At 41.3% G+C, this 3,788-nt stretch carries 4 protein-coding genes; all 4 read left to right on the top strand.

Features of this window, described 5'->3' with window-relative positions; all coding sequences use genetic code 11:
* Positions 1–413 precede the first annotated feature (413 nt).
* The 4 genes from FC65_RS09400 (at position 414) to FC65_RS09385 (ending at position 3,733) form a co-directional block, all read left to right on the top strand.
* Complete coding sequence (locus FC65_RS09400) at positions 414–1,004, top strand: ECF transporter S component (protein WP_056972476.1); 591 nt, start codon at positions 414–416, stop codon at positions 1,002–1,004.
* Between the two features lie 46 nt (positions 1,005–1,050).
* Positions 1,051–1,680 (top strand): glycoside hydrolase family 73 protein, encoded by a 630-nt coding sequence (locus tag FC65_RS09395; RefSeq protein WP_172823866.1) that lies wholly within the window; start codon positions 1,051–1,053, stop codon positions 1,678–1,680.
* Positions 1,681–1,815: 135 nt separating this feature from the next.
* A complete protein-coding gene (locus FC65_RS09390; protein ID WP_056972475.1) occupies positions 1,816–2,391 on the top strand; it encodes a xanthine phosphoribosyltransferase in 576 nt (191 codons plus the stop codon).
* Between the two features lie 184 nt (positions 2,392–2,575).
* Complete coding sequence (locus FC65_RS09385; RefSeq protein ID WP_056972474.1) at positions 2,576–3,733, top strand: ATP-grasp domain-containing protein; 1,158 nt, start codon at positions 2,576–2,578, stop codon at positions 3,731–3,733.
* The last annotated feature ends 55 nt before the right edge of the window (positions 3,734–3,788 follow it).

Raw genomic sequence — 3,788 nt, 5'->3', positions numbered from 1 at the left:
CATCAACACTAAAAAGTTTAGACCCAAAAAACGACTGCCCCGGGGCGGTCGTTTTTTGTTAGCGCCTGATCTTAAAATAGGCAATCAGCCTCTTTCGGAAATATGCTATAATGATAAGCAACAATTAAACGTTTAAAAAATCATCTCGAGTTAGTACACCTTGAATTTTTGTTGAGTTGTCAAAGCGGCTTTTTGCACCTATTTAAGTCCTGTTTTCTATGCTAAAAGCGAATTATTGAAGATAAAAACAGGAGTTTAAGCTTTGCTATGCTCAGCTATTTTAGCCAATTTCTGTGAGATAAGAGAGTTTGTTTTTTCAATTGAGTCTCCAAGTTATTATAAGTTTCAATCTTTGATAACAGTCATCTCTTAAACGTCTCGCTGTGTTCTTTCATTTCATGGGGGTAAAATAAGTGGTTAAAAATAACCAGGTTTACCATAAAGTTCTATATGCGTTGTTTACAGCAATTATTATTGTCCAAAATTTTGTGCCATTTTTGGGCTATATTCCTATTGGTCCGTTGAATTTAACGATCATTCATGTGACAGTGATCATAGCTGCCCTGACCCTAGGGCCAAGTGGAGGTGCCATTGTTGGCGGTATCTGGGGCGGTATTACATTTGTCAGAGCGTTTGTCTGGCCGACCAGTCCACTAGCCGCTATCGTTTTTGTGAATCCTTTGGTCTCGGTGTTGCCTCGGATCTTGATCGGGGTTGTGGCAGGGTATGTCTTCCGCTGGTTGACGCACAAAATGAGGCAGCAGTATTTAGCACTCGGAATAGCCGGCTTATTAGGTTCGTTGACTAACACATTTTTGGTGTTAGGGCAGATCTATCTCTTCTATAATGGACATTCTCAGGCACTTTATCAAATTGATACGAAAGCAATGATGCCATATTTGCTGGGAGTCATTGCTACAAATGGGATCCCTGAAGCGATAATCGCTGCGATCGTTGCACCATTGATCGCTAAACCGTTAATGGGTCGAGTACGAAAAGGATGAGTTGATTGGCACAAAAAAAAAACGGAGTACTAAAAAAACAAGGCAAATAAAAAAGCGCCGCCCAGCTGCCAAGCGTAAGTCAAAAAAGGTTGCATTTAGGTGGCCGGACCTGATCTTGGCAATCCTTTTGATAACATTAGTTTCGGTGCAAATGATCAAATGGCTCGATCATCATGCTCAAGAAACACCCAAGGTCGAACAGACATCACAGACTAAGAGCAGACAGGCTTTTATTAAACAACTGGTCCCAAGCGCCCAAAAACAGCAGCGGCAGTATCATGTTTTTGCAAGTATCACTTTGGCGCAGGCTAGTTTAGAATCAGATTGGGGTACAAGTGAATTATCGCAGAAGTATCATAATTTATTTGGGATCAAAAGTTCAGATCCTAATAGCCCGTTACTGACAACAAAAGAATATGTTAATGGCCAGTGGATCACTGTTAAGGCACGGTTTGCAGCTTATAATAATTACGATGAATCGATCAGTGCTCATACTCAATTATTTGTCAGTGGGACTGGCTGGGATTCGGGCCATTATCAAGCCGTCATAAATGCTGAGAATTATCAGGAAGCCGCGCGGGCTTTACAGTCTAAGGGTTACGCAACTGACCCAGACTACGCACAAAAATTGATCGACTTGATCAAGGAATATCATTTAGATCAATATGATCTGTAAGAAAGACATGTGAATGGCAAACTTTTGCTGGTGGATATTGTCGGTTGTCTTTTGATGTGCTATTCTTGAATAGTAATATAGGCTGTGATAGTGCAGTTACAAGGGATAGGTTAGGCTTATAGGAGGAAAATTTCAGTGAAATTATTAGAGGAACGCATTAGAGAAGACGGCTTAGTTTTGCCAGGCAATGTGCTAAAGGTCAATTCATTTTTGAACCACCAGATCGACCCGGAATTGATGAATACGATCGGACAGGAATTTGCCCATTTATTTCGGGATAACAATATTACGCGCATCTTGACGGTCGAATCTTCCGGGATCGCTCCTGCAATCATGACCGGCTTGGCCTTGCATGTGCCGGTTTTGTTTGCTCGTAAGACTAAGAGTTCCACTATGAATACTTCACTTTTTACCGCTGATGTGTATTCTTATACTAAAAAAGTTACCAATAAAATTTCAGTTGACCAGAAGTTTTTAGTCCAGACAGACAATGTCTTGATCATTGATGATTTCCTAGCAAATGGTCAAGCCGTTTCAGGATTGTTGGAGATCTGCAAGCAAGCAGATGCATATGTTGAAGGCGTTGGGATCGTTATCGAAAAAGCTTTCCAAACTGGTGGTAAGCTCTTGCGCGACCAAGGTGTTCGCTTGGAATCATTAGCTCGGATCTCTTCTTTTGAAGATGGAAAAGTTAATTTCGTTGGTGATTAATGTGTGGTTTAAGAGCCGTTAGGTAAGCTGCTTTCATAAGATGTGAGCAGCTTTTTTTAGGTTAATTTAAAAAGATTATATTTTTTACTAAAAAGAGTAGTTATCACAGGTTATACAAGTAAAACTATGTTATGATTTTATTTGAAAAGTAATATTTGAAGTCAAGGAAAGTAGTGAATTTAAAGTGGCAGAGAAAGTCATATTTCCTAATAGTACGATCGGTGTGATCGGCAGCAGTCCGAACGGGATCTCCTTAGTTCGTAAAGCTAAGCAAATGGGTTTTAAAACAGCGGCCTATGGTTCTAACGCTGAAAGTCCGACCTTACGAGAAGCAGATTTGCCGATCGTGGGTAGAGGCAACGACCAATTACAGTTGCAGAGATTTGCTGAACGATGCGACCTGGTAGTTTACGAGTCCGAACAGGTCAGTTCGGAGTCTATTAAATATATCCAAAAATTCACCAGTGTTCCTCAGGGCAGCGAGGCTCTTGAGTTGATGCAGGATCGTTTGTTGGAACGAGCATTTTTTGAACAATTAAATGTCAATATTGCTCCGTACGCAACGATCGTTAGCTTGGATGATATTTATCAGGCGATTTCTTCGATCGGATTTCCTTGCGTGTTAAAACCGATTCAAAAGGGCTTGATGCGCACCTCACAGTTTGTTTTACGCAAACAGTCAGATATTGCCAAATGTGCAGAACTAGTCGAACAGGGTACGTTTATTCTTGAATCGTGGATCCCATATCAACAGGAGATCTCGGTGGTCTTAGTTCGTGATCAAAATGGAACGTTAACATATATGGCGCCGTTAGAGACCTATTATAAAGAACATCGATTGATTCAAGTTGTCGTACCGGCAGAAGTCGACAAACCGATTTGGGATGAAGCAAAGAATATCGCCACATTGATCGGCGATAACCTGAATTATGTTGGTGTGATCGAAGTTGGTTTCTTTGTTACGCAAGCAGGAGCGATTTATGTCAAACGGATCGTGCCTGCAATTCATGAAGCTGGGGATATTTATCAGTACATCAGCAACGTGTCTTTGGAAGAAGAGCAGTTGCGGGCAGCAGCAAATATGCCGATCGTTTTGCCTAAGGTAGTCCAAAAAGGTGCTATTGGTTTTCTGCAGGAAAAAGACTTCAATGCCGTCAAGACGCAATGGATCTTAAAGGAAAACTGGTTTTATAACTTCTTCCGTTATCCAGCATCGATGTTGCCGCAATCAACGAGCGGCTTTGTGTTCACAGCTGGTCAGACCGGCTCTGAGGCCAAAGAACAGTTGGATTCAACGGGTATCTGGGATGGAGCACGCTTAGAAGAAGATAAAAGCGAATAAAATAGGAATGGGGCCTGAGAAAAATTGTGGTTCTTTATCAAGTGGTACTGATGAA

It is taken from the genome of Ligilactobacillus acidipiscis DSM 15836, from assembly GCF_001435755.1.
Classification (GTDB): domain Bacteria; phylum Bacillota; class Bacilli; order Lactobacillales; family Lactobacillaceae; genus Ligilactobacillus; species Ligilactobacillus acidipiscis.
This window is presented reverse-complemented; position numbering and strand designations above follow the sequence as displayed.